Below are 21,209 nucleotides of genomic sequence, written 5' to 3'. Positions count from 1 at the left end.
ATTAATTCTTTTCCCCATTCCCCATTCCCCATTCCCCATTCCCCATTCCCCATTCCCCATTCCCAATTACTGATATCCCTTCCAAGGCGTAACTTCCAGCGTGCCACTAGGTTTAAATATCACTTGGAAATGGGCGAGAGGTTGTTTATCGTTGGGAGCTGCTACATTGGAACCGTAGATAGCATTGAACATCTTTGGAAGAGGTGTTTCCCGAAAATAGTCAAATGCAACTTGGTTGAGTGGTTCATAGTCAGCAATTACACCATCTTTGTTGACTGCTACCCGATATTTCAAATCTCGCGTAAAGGTGGGTTTGCCACTCCAAGTTTGCCGAACTGTAGTATAAAGCTTTTGGTTTAAATTTTTGACTATATTAGAGTCAGCAATTTTTGCACCCACTACCTCTGGTGTTCTAGCATATCCCCGCCAAGGGCTAACTTGCAGCACCCCTTGGGTAGTAAATACTACTCGAAATTGAGCGATCGGTTCATTGGAAATGGGAGGGCGGGTAGCTGGATTGTAAAGTACGTTCGGCAGAGGAGTTTGACCTACTCCTAAATTTGCCTCTTTATTTACTGCTTTATAACCGACGATCGCTCCATCCGCAGCTACACCCAGACGATAGATCAAATCTTGTTGCAATCCTGAGCGATTAGTCCAAGCTGGATGAACTTGGTTGTAAACTTGACGATTCAATGCACGTAACTGTGATGGATCAGTAATTTCTGGAACTGTATTTAAAAGTACTTCTAAATCTTTAACTGCCGGCTTTCCATTAGCTGTAGGCGTTACTCTGGGCGTTGCAGGCGCGATGGGTGTTGCAGCTGCTGATGCTGGAGGAGTGATATTGTTTATTGTAGAGCTACTTTGCTCATCTGTTGTTGGCTGTGGTGGACGCAGTTGGGGAGGTGGAATCAAGTTAAAGGCGATCGCAGCTACTGCTAAACTTGACACACCCACGGCAGCAGGTACAGCCTGCCTAACCAAAGCTTGACTAGCACCGCCATAGCGTCTGGTAACTGGTTGTAGTTCTAGAGAAAGTTCAGGTAAAGTTTGGGTATCAGCAAAAAACTGATCCACTGCTTCTACTAAATCGAACAACTGCACCGTATTCAAATCTATTTCAATTGGCGGACGTTTGGAATTGTTAGAGTGATCGAATCCCTCTGGAGTTCCTTCGGAATGTATGATTAATCTATGTCGGTTGCTGTCAACTTTCCGAAACTCTACTAGCTCCGATTCCTGATTGTGTGCTTGGGGATTAGGTACACTACTTAAAAATTCTTGGGCATACCCACTAACAGCCCTCACCAAACTTTCAAAAAATTCCCGCCCTCCCGTTAGGGGCTGATTATAACCAGATAAATAGCATTCTGCATTTACCAATATTGATAATTCCGGGCGCATTTCCTGGAAGTGTGCAGCCCTAGTGACATCACTTAACCCTTCTAAAAGCAGTGTACAATTAGGTAGACTGTACTTACGTTGAATATTCATTCCACTTCACCGTCAAAAAGACTAATCCAGAATCGCTGCATTCCAGCTGTACCAGTACAAAATAGTAATTGTCCTAACAAATTTATAGCTAGCTCATCTAATTTTTCATCAGAAGTTAATGCTAGTACACCAGAACGTCGGGCATTCATCCGGCTTTTAAAATGCGCTCTAAACCGCTCTAGGTAATTAGATAGACGCAAATTCTGTTCCAATGGAATCTGCTTTTCTTCCATTTGTTGACATATCATTAATAACTGGCGAATGACAACAGTTAAACGCCGCGCTATGTAGCAAGCAATGACTACCAGAGCTTTTGCTTCCATGATACTTAAGGGACGGCGGATATGCGCTCTCCGTAGCGGGTTAGAGCTACGCATCCGCCATAAATTCACCCTGTCTTTAACAATTCCTTTGAGATCCAACTCTTGAGCAAAACTCAAGATTGCTTCCGAACCACCAAGCTCTAAAGCTTCAATTGCCAATAAAATCAGGTCAATTTGCAACCGCGTTCTCCGAGGACAAGTCTTGGAAGCGATCGCAGGATCTGGCAAAGTGTCCAGAATCGTCGGCAATGAATCTTGAGTTGGACTGTTGAACGGCGTTAAACTTGCTGAGACATTCATTCTATAAATACCTTGTGCGGTTCCAACAGACTAGATAAAACAAATTTAAGATCAGTAGCCAAGACTTGAGCATTAGACTTATAGCAGTAGCATGACTACCTGATATATACATTACTTAACTCTTTCTACTCAAAGTTTTCCCTATATTGAAATCAAAGTTTTAAAACATAAGTTAATTCACCTCATTTCTGAATGTAATACCTTTTCTAGCTTGGTTTAGATTCTAATTATCGTCAACAAAGGACGAAGCTTCAGCCTTGATTCCCACTTGACCCCCAGCGTATGACATTATAGTGTACGATTTTTCAGGTATCTGAAAATTGGACATTAGGAATTAGGGAATTGGGAATTGGGCATTGGGAATTGATCAATAATCAATACTTCTTTTTTCAATAACTTACCCCGCTTCTCTTCTCACCCATTCCCCATTCCCCATTCCCCATTCCCCATTCCCCATTCCCCATTCCCCATTCCCCTTTTTATGGATTTGAAGTCTCTCGTTCGTGACATTCCAGATTTTCCCAAACCCGGAATTTTATTTCGGGATATTACTACATTACTGCGCGATCCAGAGGGATTACGCTATACTATTGACTTTTTAACACAAAAATGCAACGAAGCTGAAATAAAACCAGATTATGTAATTGGTATAGAGTCAAGAGGATTTATTTTTGGCTCACCTCTGGCTTATCAATTAGGGGCTGGTTTTATTCCCATCCGCAAAAGAGGTAAGTTACCAGCCGCAGTTCACTCAATTGAATATGACCTAGAGTATGGTACTGACTGTCTGGAACTGCATCAAGATGCTTTACATGAAAGTAGTCGAGTTTTGATTGTGGACGATTTGATTGCCACGGGTGGAACTGCGAGTGCAACAGCAAAGTTAGTGCAGAAGATTGGCTGCGAATTAGTAGGATTTGGGTTTATTATCGAGCTACGGGATTTAGAAGGGCGTAAATATTTGCCGGACGTGCCGATTATCTCTCTAATTGAATATTAGTTATTTGTCATTGGTCATTAGTCATTGGTCATTAGCAAAGGGCAAATAACAAATAACAAAGGACAAAGGACAAATGACATCTACGAGAATTTCCTTGGAGACAGGTAGGGATTGGCTAGTCAGGCTAATCACGAGCGAAACTTTTATTTATGTAGCAAAGCGGGTATTGCAGGCACTACTAACTCTGTTTTTGGCATCAGCATTGTCGTTTTTCATTATTCAACTCGCTCCAGGGGATTATGTAGATACGCTGCGGCAAAACCCGAAGATATCTCCAGAAAGAATTGAGGAAATTAAGCGGCAGTTTGGTCTTGATAAGTCTTGGCCAGAGCAATTTTGGCTATGGCTATGGCGAATCTTGACAAAAGGAGATTTTGGCACGAGTTTTATTTATCAACGTTCAGTGGCATCGCTGTTGTGGGAAAGAGTACCAGCTACTTTGCTATTAGCGATCGCATCTCTAATTGTCACATGGGCGATCGCCATCCCTCTAGGGATTTTTGCTGCTGTTAACCAAAATAAGCTATCAGATAGACTTTTACAGGTGATTAGCTATGCCGGACAAGGCTTTCCCAGTTTCATCACGGCCTTGGCACTGCTGGTTTTAGCCCAAATCACCTCGCCCTTATTCCCAGTGGGTAGTATGACTAGCATCAATCACTCAGAATTAACGTGGTTTGGCAAAATCTTAGATGTCGGTTGGCACATGATTTTACCTACGATTGCCCTCTCAATTACTAGTTTTGCTGGTTTACAACGCATCACTCGCGGCGAATTATTGGATGTGCTGCGTCAAGATTATATCCAAACGGCTCGTGCCAAAGGTCTGCCAGAAAACCGCGTTATCTACGTTCATGCACTTCGTAACGCTGTAAATCCTTTGATTACCTTATTGGGTTTTGAATTAGCTGGTTTATTAAATGGTGCTTTCATTGCCGAATTTTTCTTCAACTGGCCCGGTTTAGGGAGGTTGACTTTACAGGCTTTACAAGCTCAAGATTTATATTTATTAATGGCAAGCTTGGTAATGGGCGCAGTCTTGCTGATTGCTGGTAATTTAATCGCCGATTTGATGTTAAAAGCTGCCGATCCACGCATTCGCCTAGAAAATCTTAATTAGTCATTTGTCATTTGTCATTTTTCATTGGTCATTGGTTATTAATTCTTCTCCCCCTGCTCCCCCTGCCTCCCCTGCCCCCACCTCCCCTGCTATCCCACTCTCCCCATCCCCATCTCCATGCTGTCCGAAGTCTATTACTTGGTGCGCTCAAAAACTGACGGTAATTATCTCATAGCTCGTCCTGACACCGAAACATCAGGTTATTTGTTGCTGTTTCAGGAAAATTTTGATGCTCTTAGCTATCTCAACACCCATGCAGCAGAACTAGCCAATCGCTTCTCTGTGGAATCTATTCCGCGTACACAGTTGGGAAACTTGCTCAAACGCTGGGGTTTTAGCGGTGTGGGTATTGTGACTGACCCGTTATTGCCCAAAATTGAGTTTTTACAGCATATTTAAGCTCCACTACTGGATAAGGCAAAACTCAAGAGGGGATGTAAAAATATTACCTACCCAAACATCTTCTATTCTCATACTCTCAAGTGTTAAGTAGTGGTTTCTTGGATGCTTCCGCATTGGCATGAAAGAGATAATTCCATCTCCCCAACTAGCTTGCTCCCAGGCAGGATAAGGATTTTCATATATGACATTAATCGAGTATGTACCAGATTCAAAATTGCCATACCACCAATAGGTAGCATCTTTTCTCATAAATACAAACTTCAGTTCATTTTTAAACCATTCAAAATATCCTTCCACTAAGAAAGTCACGCTTTCTCCAGGCATCAGTAATTTAAAATCGGATAATTCTGGAGAGCCGGCTGTGTTAGCAATAGGGCCAAACTGTGGCACCTTTTGCTTGTTTGCTTGGAAAAATTCTGGTCGCGCTGTGAAAAGTAGGAAATTACGAGGATTTGCTGTATTGTTAGTAATCTTAATCCCAAACTGAACTTGAGTTTTAGCACTAGGCTGCTTTGGTGGAATTTGGATTACACGCTCAGGCATTACCGTTGCAAATTGAATTCCATCTACTTCAACGGTGTTGTTGCTGTTTGATTCAAAAGATGACATGTAGGCTATCTTCTTAGCTTCTACTTTTTATTGAAAATCATGAATAGTAAGAAATTACAATAATTATGCGAACTTATATTAAATAGATAAGGATGAGTAGGCGTAGCCCGTCGTAGACATCACTCTGCAATTAAAAGTAGTTTTGCCATATTGAAAAAAGTAACCTACTCAACGAGTAGTAAGAAATTACAGCAATTATGCAAACTTGTATTAGGTAAATAAGGATGCGATCGCACAACTAAAAGCAGGCAATATGGGTGAGTTCAACTCATCATCACTGAACAACGTAGCAACTAACTTTAAACTCGCTTGCTCACGTCGATAAACTTCCACCTGTTGATTGCGCCAATCCACAATCCAATATTCCCTAACACCTCTTGCTGAGTAAAGCTTTAGTTTAAATTCCCTATCTCGCTTTTCATTCTCAATACCAGCAGACAGCACCTATACTACTAGTTCTGGCGCACCTGTCAAATGCCCAGCCTCATCTAAAAGTAAGGGCAATCTCTCATTGCTAGCCCAGACAACATCAGGAATCACATTATCATTGTCGCCAAAGATTATGCCTGGAGCAGGTACGACTTGTCCCAAAGAAGTAGCTTGTGACCAGTTATCCAATGGAGCAATCATTCTGGCACAGACTTTTTGATGATTCCAGTGAGGCGCTCTGGTAACAAACAATTCTCCGTCAATAATTTCATAGCGGTTTCCGTTATCTGGAAACAACTCTAAATCGGCGGTAGTCCAGCGCACTCTTTCAGATATTGGCTGGTTCATAAACCATATTTGTTAGGGGATTTACCTATTTTATCTTGAGCGGGCATTGGGATTAGGGCAGAGGCGACAGGTGACAGGTGATAGGGAATAACCTGTACCCTGTAACCTGTACCCTATTCCCTTCTTCTATTCCTACACCACTACCTTTTCTAAACTCAACTTAGAACGCTTCACTTGCTCAGGAATCGCCACGGGATAATCTCCAGTAAAGCAGGCAGAGCAGAAACTATTGGTGTCTTCTCGTGTCGCTTCTAGCATTCCTTCCCAACTGAGATAGGCGAGGCTGTCTACTTCCAGTTGCTTGGCAATTTCCGCTACTGACTTGGTAGCAGCAATCAGTTGATCCTGAGAATCGGTATCAATGCCATAGAAGCAGGGGTGAGTTACTGGTGGGGAAGAGATTCGCATGTGTACTTCCACTGCACCCGCTTCACGCAAGGTTTTAACCAATTTACGGCTGGTAGTACCCCGCACAATCGAGTCATCAACAATAATTACTCGTTTACCCGCCAGCACATCTTTAAGCGGGTTAAGTTTCATCCGAATACCTGACTCCCGCATGGTTTGGGTTGGCTGAATAAAGGTTCGTCCAACATAGCGGTTTTTAATCAGTCCTTCGGCGTAGGCTACACCAGAAGCTTGAGAAAATCCGATCGCAGCAGGGATACCAGAATCAGGAACACCAAAGACAATATCGGCATCGACACAAGATTCTTTAGCTAGTTGATGTCCTAGGCGCATCCGATAGCTGTACAAACTCTCGTTGTGCATAATGCTATCAGGACGGGCAAAGTAAATCATCTCGAAGATACACAATTTCCTTTGGGGCTGTTGACTCCAATGATAGGAAGCCAAACCTTCTTCAGTAATCCAAACTAATTCGCCTGGTTCTACATCTCGCAGGTATTCGGCTCCAATAATGTCTAAACCACAAGTCTCCGAAGCCAAAACGTAACGAACTGGATTACCAGCTAAAGTCCCAATTACTAGGGGACGAATGCCATTGGTATCCCGGACACCCATAACACCGTTAGGAGTGCCAATAACTAAACTAAAGGCTCCTTCACAACGGTGAAATGCTTGAATTGAACCCTCTAGCCAATCTGCACCAGCATTGATCGCTTCTGCGATCGCAAAAGCAATCATTTCTGAGTCTGTTGTGGTGACTAAGTTGTATTTTTTCTCAAGCAACTCTTGACGTAGTTGCACTGTATTGACTAAATTACCATTGTGTGCGAGGGCTAATGAACCTAAGCGAGTTTCCAGGACTGCGGGTTGGGCATTAACTTTGCGGCTAGAACCTGTGGTGGAATAGCGAGTGTGACCAACAGCAAGGCTACCAGGCAATTGATCCAAGATGGTTTCATTAAAAACTTGAGATACCAAGCCCATATCTTTGTGGAGATGGACTTTTGTACCTTCAAAGGTGGCAATCCCAGCTGATTCTTGACCCCGATGCTGGAGGGCGTACAATCCAAAGTAGGTCAGTTTAGCAACGTTTTCTCCTGGTGCGTAGATGCCAAAAACACCACAAGCTTCTTCTGGCTTGTCAGGCTGATTTTCATGACTATTGATTGGGTTGTTGGTAGGGTCGGGGTATTCATCCGAAGTGACAGAATGAATAGAGATCATGCTAGCTTTGCTCCTGGTGGGGGGGTCAAGTCACTGGGATTATGTCTATAGATAGTTGTTGATTTCTTAATAAATCTTTAACCATCTATTAAAACAGTACCGTAATTATGCTCAGAGACGCTAATAGTTCTGAGTGATTAGTGCTGATTTCTGAGTGAAGTCTAAATACTCAGGACTCAGAAATAGTGGTTTGGTTGGCGATACGCCTAGCGATCGCATGGAAATAGCGATCATTCATATCTTCGATCGTAACTTTGATTAAGGTTTGGTTATCAGTGGTGAAAACCCCCAAACCTGTGTGGGAATTATCGACTATACCGAGTTTTTGCCATTCTTGACCCAGATGTTCCTGTAAGTATGATTCCCAAATTTCTTGTTGTTCTGATGCTACAGAAACTAAAATCCTGGCACCACCTTCGGCAAACAGTACTTCATCGACACGGTTTAACTGCGTTGTTGCTATTTCTAAATTGATTTGGGCACCAAGGTTTCCAGCAATACAACATTCGGCAAGTGCGATCGCCACTCCCCCTTCAGCAGAATCATGGGCTGAACGTATCCAACCATTACGAATTCCTTCCCGACAAACTTTTTGGACGCGGCGTTCCAAGTCAAAATCTACCTGTGGCGGTTTTCCGGCAACAGTATTGTGGATAGTAGCTAAATACTCGGATGCTCCCAAACTGATTTTGGATGCCAGAGGCAATCCGAGAAGATAAATCACATCACCTGATGCTTGCCAACCTTGTCCACAAATTTTGGTGATATCGGGAATCAACCCTACCATCCCCACTACAGGAGTGGGATAAATAGGTTGTGGGATGCCTTGAGAATCTAGGGTTTCATTGTATAAAGAGACATTTCCGCCTGTGACTGGTGTCGCCAATTCTCGACAACCTTCTGCCAAACCGCGACAAGCTTCTGCTAATTGCCAATAACCAATCGGTTTTTCTGGAGAGCCAAAATTTAGGTTATCCGTCACCGCCAGAGGTTCTGCACCCACACAGCTAAGATTGCGTGAAGCTTCTGCCACCACTGCCTTAGCTCCCTCGTAGGGGTCAAGATAAACATAACGAGGATTGCAATCTACTGTTGCAGCCACCCCTAATTTTAGATTTGGGATTTTAGATTTAAGATTGGGAATTTCTTCAAGAGGACGCAACCGGATAACAGCCGCATCAGCACCACCTGGGAGTATGACTGTATTATTCTGTACTTGATGGTCATATTGGCGGTATACCCAGTTTTTAGATGCGATCGTGGGTGTATCGAGCAAAGTTAACAGAATATCATTCCAACTTTGCACACCTCCTTGGAGTTCTATGCCAGCAGTTGTGCAAGCAGGTAAAGAATCAGGAGTCCATTTCCAAGCCTGACGAGCATATTCTGGCGGTTCTGCCAGCAATTCACGGTTATATAGTGGGGTATTTTCCGCCAAAGCCTCGGCGGGAATTTCTGCTGCTACTCCACCCTGAAAGAGAATCCGCACAATGGGTTCAGCGATGACAGTACCAGCGACAACGGCTTGAAGTCCCCAACGATGGAAAATGTCGATTAATTCTTGCTCACGCCCTTTATGGGCAACAAATAGCATTCTTTCTTGAGATTCCGAAAGCAAATATTCATAAGGAACCATCCCCGTTTCTCTTGCAGGAATTTTATCTAAATCTAGTTCAATTCCTACTCCACCTTTTGCCGCCATCTCCGAGGTAGAACAGGTGATTCCAGCTGCTCCCATATCTTGGGCGGCGACAACTGCACCCGTTTTAAACGCTTCTAGACAAGCTTCAATTAACGACTTTTCCAAAAATGGATCGCCTACTTGCACAGCAGGGCGATCGTCTATTGACTGATCGCTCAATTCTGCACTGGCAAAACTTGCGCCTCCCATACCATCGCGCCCAGTGGTAGAACCAACATACAGCACGGGGTTTCCTAAGCCAGATGCCCCAGATTTAACGATTTCCTGGGTTTCCATTAATCCTAGTGCCATAACATTCACTAGGGGATTACCAGAATAAGCTGGGTCAAAGTAAACTTCGCCGCCAACGGTGGGTACTCCTACACAATTACCATAGTGTGAAATCCCAGCCACTACACCTTGAAACAACCTTTGAGTTTTGGTATCTTCTAGAGAACCGAAACGCAGGGAATTTAATAGAGCAATAGGACGCGCACCCATTGTAAAAATATCTCTAAGAATACCGCCTACTCCCGTTGCTGCACCTTGAAATGGTTCTACAGCTGATGGGTGGTTGTGAGATTCAATCTTAAAAGCTAGTTGGAGTCCGTCACCCAAATCTACAACACCAGCATTTTCACCAGGCCCTACGAGGATGCGGGGCCCCTCAGTAGGAAATTGTTTGAGTAGAGGCCGAGAATTTTTGTAACAGCAATGCTCTGACCACATTACCCCGAACATTCCCAGTTCAGCTTTGTTGGGATGACGGCCTAACCGACGGACAATTTCTGCGTATTCTTCTGGTTTAAGACCTTCAGCAGCGATTTCTTGAGGGGAAAAAAAAGCAGGAGATGTGGCGGTCATGGAAATTATGCACCAATTGTACAGAGCATTATTCTATCGATTTACTTGCCCTGTAGGTGCATTTATTAGCATAGTTTATAACTATATGACGCTCAAGATAAAAAAAAATAAATAAATTTACTTAAAGATCCATATTTTTGTACACCTAAAGATAGATTGTATTTAACGCTAAATTACTGGTAAATATACTGATAAGAGTGAAGTAATAAAATTTATCCCCTTGTAATATACATAGGTCATTGCCAGGTTATAGAAATGGCTATCAGCCTGTTAGATGCGCCACTAGTTGAATGCAGAAAAAATAGGATGCGATGCGATCGCAAGTTTTAATGCCCTGTAATCTCAATTATCTCGTTGGCTGGCATTTCATTCGCTTGAAGTGACTCATACAACAGCGAACTCAATAACTGAACTAAGTGGCTTTTGAAGAAAGGATTCTGGGAATTTATTTTTTGAGAAACTACTCATTCCAATTAGTAAATTGACCGCACTAAAATTTAATAGCGAGGATTTTGATCATGCCTAGACTTACCGTTCCACCCAATTTCATCGGCACCCCCGGTTCTGACACTCTGATGGGAGAACAGTTAAATGCATCTCCAGCAATAGGTATTGATATTTTAACTGGAGGTTTCATTTGTACGCGCTCAGGGAATGACACCGTTCGGGGCACAGGTACTGGTCGCATCGGCGACATCGGCGGCTCCATTGAGGGTGGGAATGCCAATGGCATCGCTAACCGTGGCAGTCTGAATACAGGAAATGGAAAAGACGCGATCGCAGGCATCGGTAACGGTGGCAACGGCGGCAACGGCAACACCGATGGTAACGGTAACGGCAACGGCGGAACTGGGACTGGCATCAGCAATAGTAGCAAGATTAATGCAGGGAAAGGAAATGACACGATCAGCGGCACTGGAACTGGCGGCAACGGTGGTTTCGGCGGCTTCTCCGGTGGCAATGGCGGAACTGGGACTGGTATCAGCAACAGTAGCAATATTAATGCAGGAGATGGAAATGACACGATTATCGGCACTGGTACTGGCGGTAACGGCGCGAATGGAGTAGGTCGACCTGGGAGCGGTGGTCAAGGCGGATCGGGGATAGGTATCGCTAACAGTGGCAGTATTAATACAGGAAACGGAAAAGATACGATCGTCGGCACTGGTATTGGCAGCAATGGCGGCAGTGGCCGCAGCGCCGGCAGTAGCGGGGATGGAACTGGCATTAGCAACAGGGGCGAACTGCACACCGGGGACGGAGAAGACATGATCCTCGGTACAGGTACTGGCAGCAAGGGCAGCAATGGCTTAGGCGGCGCTAATGGCGGTACTGGTACCGGTATTGCTAACAGTGGCAGTCTAAATACAGGGAACGGAAACGACATGATCGTTGGTACAGGTGCTGGTGATATCGGCGGCACAGGCGGTCCCTCCTCTGGCGACGGCGGTATTGGAATCGGTATTGCTAACAGTGGTAGTCTGAATAGCGGAGACGGAGAAGACACGATCACTGGCACAGGTACTGGCGGCATCGGTGCCGAGGGCTTTCCTAATACTGGCGACGGCGGTGCTGGAACAGGAATCGTTAACAGTGGTAGTCTGAATGGAGGGAACGGAAAAGACAAGATCGCTGGTATCGGTACTGGCGGTAAGGGCGGCGACAAGTTTTTCTTCGGTGAGGGCGGTACTGGAACAGGCATCGCTAATAGTGGTAGTCTGAATGCAGGTAACGAAAACGACACCATCACTGGCACTGGTACTGGTGGTAATGGCGGGGCTAGCATAGATGGTCTTACTGAGAGCGTCGGTGGCAAAGGCGGTACTGGAATTGGGATCGCCAATACTGGCAAACTGGATACCGCAAACGGAGAAGACACAATTATAGGTACTGGCATTGGCGGCAAAGGCGGTATCGCTCCTGGTGGGATCGGCGATGTGGGTACTGGAACTGGCATTCAAAACACTAAATACGGCACCATCACTACAGAGTGGGGCAATGACAAGATTACTGGTGATGGTAAAAGTTCTGGAACAAACTCCACTGCATTTGGCATCGTCAACGATGGAATAATTGATACTGGCAATGGTTCTGATAAGCTTACTGGACAGGCGACAGCATCAATTGGTGGTACAGCTTATGGTATTTATGGAGAAGGAATCATCAAGACTGGCAACGGCAATGACCAAATTATCGCCACCAGCACCCTAGATGGAGTTCAACAGAAAGTCACCATCGGTGGCGGAATCAACATTGCTCTAGGCGCTGGGAATGACTACTTGAAAGGATTTGGTGCTGCAACTGTTAATGGCGGAGATGGTTTTGACACCCTCGATCTCAGCGCTTTCAATCGCTCTGAACTCTTTGTATCTGGGGTTATTTCGGGCAATACCCTTAATGCCACTATCACTTTCAACAGCAATGGAAACTCCATTATCTTGTCTACGACGGGCTTTGAGAAATTTATCTTTGCAGATAGCTCTTTCTGCTACAGCAGTTTAGCAAACGGGGCATAGGTTTGGGAATTCCTCCGTCTGGTGTTTTACCTTGTAAGTGTCTAATCGGTGTTATTTGCTTTTAAGCTGACAAATTATCTACTAGCGTATATATTCTTAGTTCCAAATTTGCATAGATTTACTAAGACTCAGAGATTATTCGGGTGTATGCAGTTTAGCTGTAACAATCAAGTGACGAGAATCACACATATCTATGATTATGATCGTCTCTCTGCGATCGCTAACTAGGCATAATTAATGACAACTGAACTCTAGCCGAGTCATTAATAGGGAACACACTTAATTGCCGACAGCCTTAACCAAGGACTGTCGGTTTTTTATGTCTGTATATCCTTCATCCTTTGAGAAATGCCCCATAACTATTACTTAAATAAATTTCCCCACAACTGGTTGGTAACTTGACAGATATTTTGCCACAGCCACTACCAATTGTGGGGAGGGTATGATCAAATTCGGTATCTTATCCCTATCGAGTGCTAATGTCTTGCACTCACTCTACTAGACCGGAAGTATACTCCTAGAACCAACACACACTTTGTATTAAGACATCGCTTGAATGATGTAATCAAAGTAGGGTGCTGCTTCAGCAGCGTCTTCCGCACTCAATAAGCCAAGAGAAGCTGTTTTGAGGGAATTGATCGCTTCTACCATTCCAGGCACGGGAACGCCCAATGAATTGTACATTTCCCGCACACCAATCAAACCGATTTTTTCAATCGGCTCTTTGTCGCCAGCAAGCACACCATAAGTAATTAGACGTAAGTACCAGCCAAAGTCACGGATACATAGAGAGCGTTGGCGTTCTCCGTAAGCATTACCTCCGGGGGAGATAAAGTCAGGACGCTTCTGCCAAAGTTGTTTGGTTGCTTCTTGAACTATCTTTTTTTCGTTTTCGGCTAAGGTAGCCGCAATCCGCGTCCGTTGTACGCCGGTTTGCAAAAAGTCTTTGATATTTTTAAGTTCGCCACTGCTGGGATAACGCAGTTCGTCGTCGGCTTTGAGAATAACTTGGCTAATTACAGTCATGATGATTGAAATCACCTGAAATATTATCTGTTAGTTTAGCGAGTCGGAGGTACACAAGTGAAGAGATAGGAGCTACTTATGTATTGAATTGAAACTTTTGGGGAATGGGGAGTGGGATGTGGGGAGTGAGGAAGCAGGGGAAGCAGGGGGAGAATTCGTAACTCCTAACTCTTCACGGGCTAAACGCCCCGCTACCGCTAACGGAACTGTTTGGCCCAATGCCCCATGCCCCATGCCCAATAACAAATGACAAATGACAAATGACTAATGACTAAAATAATTTGGCAACAGGGTGAATTAATTGAAGTAACGATCGCTAACCTGAGTGATACAGGTGATGGGGTGGGACGCGCTGATGAGCGTGTAGTGTTTGTCCCAGCTACTGTACCGGGCGATCGCGCCATTATCCGCTTGGTTCATGTTAAACCAAAATACGCCCACGGGAAGCTCCACGAGCTATTAGAGCCATCCTCCCACCGTATAAGACCCAATTGTATTGTGGCGGACAAATGCGGTGGTTGCCAGTGGCAGCATATTAATTATGACTACCAGCTAGTAGCCAAGCAAAATCAAGTTATCCAAGCAATAGAGCGCATTGGCGGTTTTGTCCAACCACCGGTAAATCCGGTACTCGCCGCCCCTTCTGCTTTGGGCTACCGTAATAAATCTACATATCCTTTGGGTACATCGGCAACAGGACAGGTACAAGCTGGTTACTACCAAAAAGGTAGTCACCAATTAATTAACTTAAATCAATGTCCAGTCCAAGATGCGCGATTAAATCCCTTACTTGCCGAAGTTAAGCAAGATATTCAACGACAAGGTTGGCAAATTTATGACGAACAGCGCCATCAGGGAAAAATTCGCCATCTGGGTTTACGCATTGGCCGACACACTGGAGAAATGTTGTTGACTTTGGTGGTGAAAGACTGGAATTTATCAGGAATTGAAACCCAAGCCCAGGAATGGTTAAAGCGTTATCCCCATTTAGTGGGAGTGTCACTTAATCGCAATGGCGATCGCACAAATGCTATATTTGGATTAGAAACTCGTTGCATCGCTGGAGTCCCCCACCTGCGTGAAAACTTTGCTGGACTGGAATTTCAAGTACGCCCAGATACATTTTTCCAAGTGTATACAGAAACAGCAGAGGCACTATTGCAGATAATTCAATCAGAACTCAATCTTCAAGGGCATGAGTTGCTAGTTGATGCCTACTGTGGTATTGGGACTTTAACTTTACCCCTCGCCAAAAAAGTACGGATTGCTACAGGATTAGAAGTGCAACCAGCAGCAGTAGAACAAGCTATTTTGAATGCCCACCGTAACGGAATTGATAATGTGACCTTCCAAGTTGGGGCAGTAGAGAAATTGCTTCCTAAAATGGGCACAATACCAGAAGTAGTAATACTCGATCCGCCACGTAAGGGGTGCGATCGCGCTGTCATCGACACTTTACGGCAACTGAAACCATCTCGCATAGTTTACGTCAGCTGTAAGGTATCTACCCTCGCCCGTGACCTGAAATTGCTTTGTGAAGATGGGCAATATACCCTCACACGGGTACAACCTGCTGATTTTTTTCCTCAAACTGCTCATGTTGAAGCTGCCGCATTTCTTGTGCTATCACATTTGCACAAGGATAGTAATTCCTTTACAAAAACTGAAATTTGAAAATTTTAGTCTAGTGCATACTAAAGATGCTAAAATTGAATTAAGCTGAAAATAAAAATTACTTTTCGTTTAAATAAATTCAAGTTGCATAGGTTCTTATAAATATGAATTGGATTGTGTAAATGACAAATCGGCAATTAACTAGAGTATCCCAATACTCGGTCAAATTACTAGCATCTTTTTAAGTTGCTAACATCATTATCAAAACTATTGCAGCCGTTATATATCCAAACAATCTCAACTCATACTATAGGGCTAATGCTCCCTAGCATTTTCAAAATTTAGTTTTAAAGACGCAAGTTTGAAGGCAGCATGACCACCTCAAGTTTTATCAGGGTGCCTGTAATAGCAAACTGATGTCTAGCTAACTGAAAGCTATGGGGTTTCTCTTGTGATTACAATTTCACTCCGTCCAGTTGCACGTTATTGGGGCACTATTAGTTTTGCCTCAACCCTCTACCTTTGTCCAATCTTAGATTTACTGTTGGCAGAAATTCCAGCAAAATTACAAGCAGAACTGCGGCTAGGACTTCAAGAAGCTCTAGTAAATGCAGCTAAACATGGCAATAATCTTGACCCAAGTAAAACAGTTGTAGTCCGTTTTTCCTTAATTGATAATCAATATTGGTGGATAATATCAGACCAGGGTAGTGGCTTTACTCCTTCATCTGTTATTGAAGAAGAGCCAACAGACTATTTACCACCAGATGAATCAGAAAGTGGTCGTGGTTTATGTCTTCTCCATCAAATTTTTGATCAGGTAGAGTGGAACCGCAAAGGCACAGAATTAAGGCTTTGTAAACAAATGGAAACTCGCCGGGGACTATCTCTGCGACTATAAAAGGGGAGTGGGGAAAGTTATTAATTGATTGTTTTTTACTAACTATTCCCTATTCTTTACTTCCCATGAGGGAGTAGGGAATGGGGAAAGTTATTAGTTGATTGATTTTTATTTCCCATTCCCTACTCCCTACTTGCCGTGAGTTGGACAGGGAGGGGCGGAGATGGAGCGATCTAACCAACCAATTGCCTGTTCTAATCTAGCTTGAGCTTCTTGTGGCTGATTCTTTAAAAGATACACAATTGCTGCTGCCACTTGTTCATTAGCGCGGGAATTGCGGTTAGACTTGAGGCGATGCCAATCGTTAGGGGAAATACTCAGTCTTTCCATGAGAGCTTGAGCTAGTTCCAGAGTACTAAGTTCATTCAGTTGACTGGTTTTCGGCAGCTGGGTAGATTGGGACATAACTATTGGCACATTTGCATTTACTTCTACTTTACTACTTGTAAATGAAGCCGCCAAAACAATCACAGTCGTCAGCAGAAAATCAAGAACCAGATTTTGAACAAGAACTAGAGGAAGTAGAGCGATCGCTCCTATCCTTAAAAGAGCGTTACGATCAAGTGCAACGCGATCGCCAACAACAGGCACAATGGCAACAGCGCCGCGATCAACTAAAGCACAATAAATCTCAGACACCAGAAATCAAAGCAGAGTTACGGCACATTCAACAGCAGTTGGAAAGGCTAGAAGTGAACTTAGAAAGCCAGTTATTTTCTTGGCGTAGCCTGAAAAAACCTTTCTGGCAAGTCGTCCGCTTTGGTGGAATGGGCGTTATCATAGGCTGGATATTAAAGTCTTATGCTGGGTAAATATGGTAAATCGACGGATTGCAGAAATATTGCGAAGTGGCCAACCTGATGAGTCCCTCCAAGTGCAAGGCTGGGTGCGGACGAAGCGCGAGTCCAAAGGGTTTGCTTTTATTGAAGTCAATGACGGCTCATCACTAGCTAATTTGCAAGTCGTCATTAATCAGGATTTGCTGGATTACGAAGCTATATTGAAAAAATTGAATACGGGTGCTGCTGTTGAGGCTACAGGGGTACTGGTGGCTTCCCTTGGTAAAGGACAACGGATTGAGTTAAAAGCCGAGTCTGTGAAAGTTTACGGCGAAGCTGATCCCGATACATATCCCCTGCAAAAGAAACGTCATTCCTTTGAGTTTCTGCGAACCATTGGACATTTGCGATCGCGGACTAATTCTTTTGGTGCAGTTTTCCGCGTCAGAAATGCTTGTTCGGCAGCAATTCACCAATTTTTCCAAGAAAGAGGCTTTTTATGGGTACACACCCCTATCATCACCGCTAGCGATTGTGAAGGCGCAGGTGAACTGTTTAGCGTTACCAGTTTAGATTTAAAGAATATTCCCCGCACAGAAAACCAAGCAGTAGATTACAGCCAAGACTTTTTTGCGAAACCCACATATTTAACAGTTAGCGGCCAGTTGGAAGCGGAAGTCATGGCAATGGCGTTTAGTAACGTCTACACCTTTGGCCCTACCTTCCGTGCAGAAAATTCCAACACCTCGCGCCACCTAGCAGAATTTTGGATGGTTGAGCCAGAAATGGCTTTTTGTGACTTAGAAGGCGATATGGATTTGGCTGAGGCGTTTCTCAAACACATTTTTAAATATGTGTTAGAAACCTGCCCAGAAGATATGGAATTTTGCAATGAACGCATTGATAAATCTGTGTTGGCGACAGCCGAAAATATTATTAATAATCAGTTTGAACGCTTAACTTATACAGAAGCCATCAAAGTTTTAGAAAAAGCTGATGTTAAATTTGAATATCCTGTGAGTTGGGGTTTAGATTTACAATCAGAACACGAACGCTACCTAGCTGAACAACAGTTTAAAAAGCCAGTAATTGTTACAGATTATCCAGCGCAAATCAAAGCTTTTTATATGCGCTTGAACGACGATGAAAAAACCGTCCGCGCAATGGATATTCTCGCACCCAAAATTGGCGAGATTGTCGGTGGCTCCCAACGTGAAGAACGCCTAGAGGTTTTAGAACGCCGCGTGTTAGCGCAAGGATTAAAGCCAGAAGATTTGTGGTGGTATCTTGATTTACGTCGTTATGGAACTGTTCCCCACGCTGGTTTCGGCCTGGGTTTTGAACGACTCGTGCAATTTATGACGGGTATGGGAAATATCCGCGATGTGATTCCTTTTCCGCGTACACCACAAAGTGCTGAATTTTAGTTTAAATTGTAAGCCTGGCCATTTATAATCCAATACAGTTCCGATAAGACCAAAATACTTGTAGAGACGTGGATTTATCGCGTCTCAAAACCCACGATTTTGTACAAGTAGCACTTAGAACCGTATTGATTTATAATCGCCAGGTTTTTAAATTTTGGGGCTCAACAAAAATCCAGTTAAAAACATTTATCATCAACCTACAAGACCAAACAATTGGTAAAATCCGGCAAAAGACCAGAATTTTAGGGAGAGTAGTTATTGGATGAAAAAGCCTCTACTGTAAAAGGTGAAGTTGTAGTGGAGAAAATTAAGCGATCGCTCCTAGTTTGGAGAGTTCCTCCATCTACAACTGGCAAAGTTATCTTAACTTTGCGGATTTACATTTAACTTGTAGAGACGGGCAATTTCGCCTCTCTATCAATTGTTAGACGTGTTAGGCGTTTTAACCTGACGTGCCATGTCTAGGTAAGCACTCATATTCGCACCTGGACGGCGACGACCATTAGAGCTAGTAGTCGAAGGAGCAAGATATTTAGGTGCAAAGGTGGTTTCAGCAGGTGTTTTTGGGCTAACGGTGGCGGCTGCTTTAGCGGGTTCAGCTTTGACAGCTTTACCATTCTGAGATGCTTCTACTTTGGTCTTTGTCGCAGTTGTGGTTGCTTTAGCAGTTTGAGGTTCAGGACTTTTTGCAGCCGGAGATACTGCTGGTGCCGCAGCCTTTTTACCGTTTGATGGTGCTGGTTTCGGTTGACTGGTTGCTTCGTCCAGTTCTAAAAAGTAACCATTGCTTTGTTTTTTACCAGGTAACAACCCAGTCACGAAACCAAGAATCCTAGTCACGAAACCGAGAATCCCTGAAATTAACTTTTTGATAAAATCCATTACAATTACTCCTGCCTTGTATATTTGGAACTCGACCGTAATTGTTAAAAATTACGAAAAAATGTAACATTTTCTGCTTTGGTGTCAACTCGTTCTGGTGACAACCCTTATAGATTTGTGCTTAATCAACATTGTAGTAAAACTATAGGGCAAATGTTCTTTATGCAAGCACTTGCGACCTTCATACACCGAGAACTAATTATTAAATTTTACTGTAACTAAGAGCAAGATTCTGAAAGCAAGCTTTATAAAAATTAACACTTCTTCGTTTGAAAATTATTGATTGGAAAAAAGCAAGCAGTTTACTTTTAACCAGTGGGAGGAGTGTCATAGATTGTTGGCAGATAGCAACGGCACTCAGTTACATTTTGTACAGACTTCATTCAGCCAGATTTTAGAGATGAATACTGAAAATCAGCAGCGCAATCCTGTGTTATTGGTACACGGCATTGACGATACGGGGGCAGTTTTTCATAAAATGGCAGGTTACTTAGGATTGCAGGGGTGGCCTGTATATTCTCTTGATCTGTTTCCTAATAATGGTGATGTGGGTCTTGATGAATTGGCAGGGCAGCTAACCGATTATGTTACAGCCACCTTTGCACCAGAACAAGGGCTAGATTTAGTAGGCTTCAGCATGGGAGGGATTGTCAGCCGTTACTATATCCAGCGACTGGGAGGAATTAACCGTATTCAGAGATTTATTACGATCTCTTCACCCCATAATGGAACTGTGGTTGCTTATGGTTCCCAGCGTCCTGGTTGCGTGCAAATGCGCCCCGACAGCATTTTTCTCAAGGATTTAAATTCTGATGCTGTAATATTGGAGCAATTAGATTTTACTTCGATCTGGACACCTTATGATTTGATGATTGTCCCAGCGAATAGTTCACAAATGCCCGTAGGAAGCGAAGTAATAGTACCAGTTGCCCTACACCCTTGGATGCTAACAGATCCAAGGAGTTTAGCAGCAGTAAAAGCAGCTTTAACAAAGCCTATTAAGCTGCCCTTCCTGAAAAAAGTATCCAATTAGTAGCCAAGATACTTACCACCCTGAATCTATTCATCTTTAATTACGAATTACGAATTACGAATTACGAATTACTTAAGTTCTATCCCCAATTTGCGTATGTTCGTAACTCCCAAAAATCGCTTCTGGGTGACGATAGTACTTGAATTCCATAAGGTTATAAAAAGGATCTTCTAAAAAGAAAGTGCGATGTTCAAGAAGAGAACCGACAAAGCGATTTTTGGTTTCTTCGCGAAAAAGTAGCTGTTGTTGTTGTGCCCTTTCTAGTAAGTCTTGCCAGTCACGTTCTTGGGTAAAAATTAGTCCAAAGTGTCTGGGATATATACTGTGTTGCGGTATTAAGGGTTCTTTTGTTACGTGAGCTACTAGTTGATGACCATAGAGATTTAGAATCAGCGCGTGATGGTTTTCACGACCAGGAATACAGCCCAATCCATCCACGTAATATGCTTTTGTTTGGGCAATGTCAGTCACAGGGAAAGCAAGATGGAATAAAGTTTGGCTCATAGCTTTTGGGAAAAATATTAGTAGTTGATGCTATCTAAAATTTATTATTTTGTTAAGTTTTGATTGTCGTCAAGTTGAACACAGTTTTAGCTGAAAATAATTTATATCCTTGATCCTTATAACTAAAACTAAGAGCTGAGTATAACTTGAGTCACTGCAACTTGTGGCTAAAGACTTCGCCCTACATTTACATAATTTACACTTAATTCTTTAGGTGACTCCTTTCTCTTGTGCAGGTATACTAATTTATGTTTGCCTGGGCAGACACTCAGTAACGGAGATTTCAAAGCTGACAACTTTATGAGAGATGGTGTGTTGAGAA

Annotated in this window: 19 protein-coding genes and 1 pseudogene; 10 read left to right on the top strand and 10 right to left on the bottom strand. The window is 43.4% G+C overall.

Translation table 11 applies throughout. The features are described 5' to 3' along the window. Nucleotides 1–66: 66 nt before the first annotated feature. Together IQ274_RS09975 and IQ274_RS09970 are read right to left on the bottom strand one after the other, a co-directional pair. Nucleotides 67–1,497: a DUF4335 domain-containing protein gene (locus tag IQ274_RS09975; protein WP_194142140.1), complete on the bottom strand. Its 1,431-nt coding sequence runs from the start codon at nt 1,495–1,497 to the stop codon at nt 67–69. Continuing rightward, a complete protein-coding gene (locus IQ274_RS09970) occupies nt 1,494–2,120 on the bottom strand; it encodes a DUF3038 domain-containing protein (RefSeq protein WP_163939475.1) in 627 nt (208 codons plus the stop codon). The genes IQ274_RS09975 and IQ274_RS09970 overlap by 4 nt, the downstream gene beginning before the upstream one ends. Before the next feature lie 481 nt (nt 2,121–2,601). Here IQ274_RS09970 and IQ274_RS09965 point away from each other — a divergent pair, with 481 nt between their 5' ends. From IQ274_RS09965 to IQ274_RS09955, 3 genes are all read left to right on the top strand, one after another. Next, the gene (locus IQ274_RS09965; protein WP_179071558.1) at nt 2,602–3,120 is read left to right on the top strand and encodes an adenine phosphoribosyltransferase; all 519 of its coding nucleotides are present in this window, start codon (nt 2,602–2,604) and stop codon (nt 3,118–3,120) included. A 73-nt stretch (nt 3,121–3,193) separates the two neighbouring features. Next, the gene (locus tag IQ274_RS09960; protein ID WP_163927716.1) at nt 3,194–4,240 is read left to right on the top strand and encodes an ABC transporter permease; all 1,047 of its coding nucleotides are present in this window, start codon (nt 3,194–3,196) and stop codon (nt 4,238–4,240) included. Nucleotides 4,241–4,357: 117 nt separating this feature from the next. Further along, a complete protein-coding gene (locus IQ274_RS09955; protein WP_194142139.1) occupies nt 4,358–4,639 on the top strand; it encodes a hypothetical protein in 282 nt (93 codons plus the stop codon). Nucleotides 4,640–4,645: 6 nt separating this feature from the next. Here the strand turns inward: IQ274_RS09955 and IQ274_RS09950 are convergent, their stop codons facing one another. The 4 genes and pseudogenes from IQ274_RS09950 to purL form a co-directional block, all read right to left on the bottom strand. Beyond that, the gene (locus IQ274_RS09950) at nt 4,646–5,251 is read right to left on the bottom strand and encodes a hypothetical protein (protein WP_194142138.1); all 606 of its coding nucleotides are present in this window, start codon (nt 5,249–5,251) and stop codon (nt 4,646–4,648) included. A gap of 210 nt (nt 5,252–5,461) precedes the next feature. After that, nucleotides 5,462–6,028 (bottom strand): annotated as a pseudogene (locus tag IQ274_RS09945) (Uma2 family endonuclease). Between the two features lie 132 nt (nt 6,029–6,160). Next, nucleotides 6,161–7,660 (bottom strand): amidophosphoribosyltransferase, encoded by a 1,500-nt coding sequence (gene purF, locus IQ274_RS09940; protein ID WP_163927719.1) that lies wholly within the window; start codon nt 7,658–7,660, stop codon nt 6,161–6,163. Between the two features lie 169 nt (nt 7,661–7,829). Continuing rightward, nucleotides 7,830–10,205, bottom strand: coding sequence for a phosphoribosylformylglycinamidine synthase subunit PurL (gene purL / locus IQ274_RS09935; protein ID WP_194142137.1), 2,376 nt, complete (start codon nt 10,203–10,205; stop codon nt 7,830–7,832). Between the two features lie 518 nt (nt 10,206–10,723). Here purL and IQ274_RS09930 point away from each other — a divergent pair. After that, entirely contained in the window at nt 10,724–12,721 is a 1,998-nt protein-coding gene (locus IQ274_RS09930) for a hypothetical protein (protein WP_194142136.1), read from the top strand. A gap of 540 nt (nt 12,722–13,261) precedes the next feature. Here the strand turns inward: IQ274_RS09930 and IQ274_RS09925 are convergent. Further along, nucleotides 13,262–13,747 carry an allophycocyanin subunit alpha-B gene (locus IQ274_RS09925; RefSeq protein ID WP_012407637.1) on the bottom strand — a complete coding sequence of 162 codons (486 nt, stop codon included), beginning with the start codon at nt 13,745–13,747 and terminating at the stop codon, nt 13,262–13,264. Nucleotides 13,748–14,014: 267 nt separating this feature from the next. Between IQ274_RS09925 and rlmD the strand changes: the two genes are divergently transcribed. Together rlmD and IQ274_RS09915 are read left to right on the top strand one after the other, a co-directional pair. Further along, complete coding sequence (gene rlmD / locus IQ274_RS09920) at nt 14,015–15,421, top strand: 23S rRNA (uracil(1939)-C(5))-methyltransferase RlmD (RefSeq protein WP_194142135.1); 1,407 nt, start codon at nt 14,015–14,017, stop codon at nt 15,419–15,421. A gap of 391 nt (nt 15,422–15,812) precedes the next feature. Next, nucleotides 15,813–16,262, top strand: a complete 450-nt coding sequence (locus IQ274_RS09915; protein WP_194142134.1) for an ATP-binding protein — start codon at nt 15,813–15,815, stop codon at nt 16,260–16,262. A 129-nt stretch (nt 16,263–16,391) separates the two neighbouring features. On the opposite strand, the gene IQ274_RS09910 is transcribed toward IQ274_RS09915, so the two are convergent. Further along, complete coding sequence (locus IQ274_RS09910; protein WP_041565907.1) at nt 16,392–16,667, bottom strand: DUF6439 family protein; 276 nt, start codon at nt 16,665–16,667, stop codon at nt 16,392–16,394. 44 nt (nt 16,668–16,711) lie between these two features. Between IQ274_RS09910 and IQ274_RS09905 the strand changes: the two genes are divergently transcribed. The 3 genes from IQ274_RS09905 (at nt 16,712) to IQ274_RS09895 (ending at nt 18,855) form a co-directional block, all read left to right on the top strand. Further along, nucleotides 16,712–17,074 carry a hypothetical protein gene (locus IQ274_RS09905; protein WP_163927723.1) on the top strand — a complete coding sequence of 121 codons (363 nt, stop codon included), beginning with the start codon at nt 16,712–16,714 and terminating at the stop codon, nt 17,072–17,074. A gap of 2 nt (nt 17,075–17,076) precedes the next feature. After that, nucleotides 17,077–18,468, top strand: a complete 1,392-nt coding sequence (gene asnS, locus IQ274_RS09900) for an asparagine--tRNA ligase (protein WP_194142133.1) — start codon at nt 17,077–17,079, stop codon at nt 18,466–18,468. 258 nt (nt 18,469–18,726) lie between these two features. After that, on the top strand, nt 18,727–18,855 hold the full coding sequence (locus IQ274_RS09895) for a hypothetical protein (protein ID WP_163927725.1): 129 nt from the start codon (nt 18,727–18,729) through the stop codon (nt 18,853–18,855). 30 nt (nt 18,856–18,885) lie between these two features. On the opposite strand, the gene IQ274_RS09890 is transcribed toward IQ274_RS09895, so the two are convergent. Then, on the bottom strand, nt 18,886–19,350 hold the full coding sequence (locus tag IQ274_RS09890; RefSeq protein ID WP_194142132.1) for a hypothetical protein: 465 nt from the start codon (nt 19,348–19,350) through the stop codon (nt 18,886–18,888). A 400-nt stretch (nt 19,351–19,750) separates the two neighbouring features. Between IQ274_RS09890 and IQ274_RS09885 the strand changes: the two genes are divergently transcribed. Continuing rightward, nucleotides 19,751–20,383 carry an esterase/lipase family protein gene (locus IQ274_RS09885; RefSeq protein WP_194142197.1) on the top strand — a complete coding sequence of 211 codons (633 nt, stop codon included), beginning with the start codon at nt 19,751–19,753 and terminating at the stop codon, nt 20,381–20,383. Between the two features lie 72 nt (nt 20,384–20,455). On the opposite strand, the gene IQ274_RS09880 is transcribed toward IQ274_RS09885, so the two are convergent. After that, complete coding sequence (locus IQ274_RS09880; protein ID WP_194142131.1) at nt 20,456–20,887, bottom strand: VOC family protein; 432 nt, start codon at nt 20,885–20,887, stop codon at nt 20,456–20,458. Between the last annotated feature and the right edge of the window lie 322 nt (nt 20,888–21,209).

This window comes from Nostoc sp. LEGE 12447 (assembly GCF_015206985.1).
In the GTDB taxonomy this organism is placed as follows: domain Bacteria; phylum Cyanobacteriota; class Cyanobacteriia; order Cyanobacteriales; family Nostocaceae; genus Nostoc.
This window is presented reverse-complemented; position numbering and strand designations above follow the sequence as displayed.

Coding starts and splice junctions, on each gene's coding strand:
- IQ274_RS09975 (WP_194142140.1), bottom strand. CDS start 1,497: ATGAATATTCAACGTAAGTACAGTCTACCTAATTGTACACTGCTTTTA.
- IQ274_RS09970 (WP_163939475.1), bottom strand. CDS start 2,120: ATGAATGTCTCAGCAAGTTTAACGCCGTTCAACAGTCCAACTCAAGAT.
- IQ274_RS09965 (WP_179071558.1), top strand. CDS start 2,602: ATGGATTTGAAGTCTCTCGTTCGTGACATTCCAGATTTTCCCAAACCC.
- IQ274_RS09960 (WP_163927716.1), top strand. CDS start 3,194: ATGACATCTACGAGAATTTCCTTGGAGACAGGTAGGGATTGGCTAGTC.
- IQ274_RS09955 (WP_194142139.1), top strand. CDS start 4,358: ATGCTGTCCGAAGTCTATTACTTGGTGCGCTCAAAAACTGACGGTAAT.
- IQ274_RS09950 (WP_194142138.1), bottom strand. CDS start 5,251: ATGTCATCTTTTGAATCAAACAGCAACAACACCGTTGAAGTAGATGGA.
- purF (WP_163927719.1), bottom strand. CDS start 7,660: ATGATCTCTATTCATTCTGTCACTTCGGATGAATACCCCGACCCTACC.
- purL (WP_194142137.1), bottom strand. CDS start 10,205: ATGACCGCCACATCTCCTGCTTTTTTTTCCCCTCAAGAAATCGCTGCT.
- IQ274_RS09930 (WP_194142136.1), top strand. CDS start 10,724: ATGCCTAGACTTACCGTTCCACCCAATTTCATCGGCACCCCCGGTTCT.
- IQ274_RS09925 (WP_012407637.1), bottom strand. CDS start 13,747: ATGACTGTAATTAGCCAAGTTATTCTCAAAGCCGACGACGAACTGCGT.
- rlmD (WP_194142135.1), top strand. CDS start 14,015: ATGACTAAAATAATTTGGCAACAGGGTGAATTAATTGAAGTAACGATC.
- IQ274_RS09910 (WP_041565907.1), bottom strand. CDS start 16,667: ATGTCCCAATCTACCCAGCTGCCGAAAACCAGTCAACTGAATGAACTT.
- IQ274_RS09905 (WP_163927723.1), top strand. CDS start 16,712: ATGAAGCCGCCAAAACAATCACAGTCGTCAGCAGAAAATCAAGAACCA.
- asnS (WP_194142133.1), top strand. CDS start 17,077: ATGGTAAATCGACGGATTGCAGAAATATTGCGAAGTGGCCAACCTGAT.
- IQ274_RS09890 (WP_194142132.1), bottom strand. CDS start 19,350: ATGGATTTTATCAAAAAGTTAATTTCAGGGATTCTCGGTTTCGTGACT.
- IQ274_RS09885 (WP_194142197.1), top strand. CDS start 19,751: ATGAATACTGAAAATCAGCAGCGCAATCCTGTGTTATTGGTACACGGC.
- IQ274_RS09880 (WP_194142131.1), bottom strand. CDS start 20,887: ATGAGCCAAACTTTATTCCATCTTGCTTTCCCTGTGACTGACATTGCC.